This is a genomic window from Mesorhizobium sp. (assembly GCF_005063415.1).
Classification (GTDB): domain Bacteria; phylum Pseudomonadota; class Alphaproteobacteria; order Rhizobiales; family Rhizobiaceae; genus Mesorhizobium.
On record NZ_SUEG01000265.1, the window covers coordinates 2286 to 3603 of the forward strand.

Sequence of the window (1318 nt, forward strand, 5' to 3'; positions counted from 1 at the left end):
GCCAAGGTCCAGCGCGACGATTTCGTCTACCTGCATTTGTCCGGTCATGGCGCGCAACAGCCGGCGGCGAACAAGGGCCACGAGACCGACGGCCTCGACGAGATTTTCTTGCCGTCCGACATCGACAAATGGGTGAACCGTGAACAGGGCGTGCCCAATGCGCTGGTCGACAACGAGATCGGCACCGCGCTCGACGCCATCCGCGACAAGGGTGTTTTTATCTGGGCCGTGTTCGACTGCTGCCATTCCGGCACCGCGACGCGCGCCGCCGCGGTCGACGATGAGCTGGAACGCAAGGTCGAGTTCGCCGATCTGGTCGGCGGCGACGACGCTGCCAGGGCGGCTGCGGTGAAAGCCTATGACGGGATTGCGTCGGCCGCGTCGCGCGGCTTTGACGAGGACGGGCAGCGCAAGCCGGCCTTCAAGCTGACGCCGACCGGCGCCGAGCCGACCACCAAGGGTAAATTGGTCGCTTTCTACGCGGCGCAGACGGTGGAGACGACACCTGAGATGCCGCTGCCCAAGGGCACGGCCGATGCGCCGCGTTTCGGGCTGTTCACCTTCACCATCCTGTCGAAACTGGCCGAGAACCCCAACATCACCTATCGCCAGCTCGGCCAGGCCGTGCTGCAGCAATATTCGGCGGACGGCCGCACCCGGCCGACGCCGCTGTTCGAAGGGGAACTCGACGCACGCGTCTTCGGCACCGACAAGATAGACGCGGTCATGCAATGGCCGATCGTCATCGAGAACGACAAAGCCACGATCGGCGCCGGGTTGCTGCATCGCCTCAGCCCAGGCAGCAGGCTCGCAATATTGCCCTCGGCGCTGTCGCCGCTGTCCGAGGCGCTTGGCTATCTCCAGGTGCAGTCGGCGAAGAACCTGGAAAGCCGGGTCAAGCCGGTCGAGTTCGGCGGCAAGCCGGCGCTCAAGCTGGCCGACATCCCCGCCAATGCCTATGCGCGGCTGGCCGAGCTCGCCGTCGACTACAAGCTCGTAGTCGCGCGGCCGGCAGCGGCCAAAGGCCTCGAGAAAGAGGCCGCGCTGGCGAACTCGGTTCTCGACGAACTGGCGGCCAGGGAAAGCCCGGGGTTCGACATCGCGCTGGTCGAGCCGGGCAAGAGCGCTGATCTGCGGCTCGCCGTGCTGCGCGAGAACGCCATTGCCGGCGCCGCAGAAGATGCCACCGACACGCCGGCGCTGTGGTTCCTGCCGGCTTCGGGCGACATGACGCTCAAGGACGGCAACAAGCCGCTGATGATCGTCATTCATCCGGATGGCCGCGAAAAGTTGATCGACGCCGCGGCAGGGACTCTGA

Annotated in this window: 1 pseudogene; it reads left to right on the plus strand. The window is 65.9% G+C overall.

Annotated features, from left to right (window positions below):
• Positions 1 to 1318, plus strand: a pseudogene (locus E5W70_RS31400) (caspase family protein); the annotation flags it as partial.